Source organism: Micromonospora lacuserhaii (assembly GCF_036902735.1).
In the GTDB taxonomy this organism is placed as follows: domain Bacteria; phylum Actinomycetota; class Actinomycetes; order Mycobacteriales; family Micromonosporaceae; genus Micromonospora.
The window spans coordinates 1-513 of the sequence record NZ_JBAKHO010000131.1; the positions used below are offsets into that span (position 1 = coordinate 1).

1 protein-coding gene is annotated in these 513 nt (G+C 74.3%); it reads left to right on the forward strand.

Annotation, left to right across the window (positions count from 1 at the left end; genetic code table 11):
* Positions 1–513 (forward strand): acyltransferase domain-containing protein (locus V6U81_RS29065; protein WP_334494245.1); only part of this gene is annotated, 513 nt, incomplete at both ends.

Genomic DNA, 513 nt, shown 5'->3' on the forward strand with positions numbered 1-513 from the left:
CTTCGCGGCGGCGTTCGACGCGGCGCTGGCGGGTTTCGACCCGGGGCTGCGGGACGTGCTGTGGGGTGACGACGCGGAGGCGTTGCACGCCACCGGCAGCGCCCAGCCCGCCCTGTTCGCGTTCGAGGTGGCCCTGTTCCGGCTGCTCGAGTCGTGGGGGGTGCGGCTGGACCTGGTGGCGGGTCATTCGATCGGTGAGCTGGCCGCCGCGCACGTGGCGGGGGTGTTGTCCCTCGATGACGCGTGCCGGCTGGTCGCCGCCCGGGGCAGTCTGATGCAGGCGTTGCCGGCCGGCGGGGTGATGGTCGCCGTGCAGGCGGCTGAGGACGAGGTGCGTGCGCTGCTGGTCGACGGTGTGGACATCGCGGCGGTGAACGGCGCGGACTCGGTGGTCGTCTCCGGCGACGAGGCGGCCGTCGACGCCGTGCTGGCCGGGCTGGGCACCCGACGGTCCACCCGGCTGCGGGTGTCGCACGCGTTCCACTCGCCGCTGATGGAGCCGATGCTCGCGGA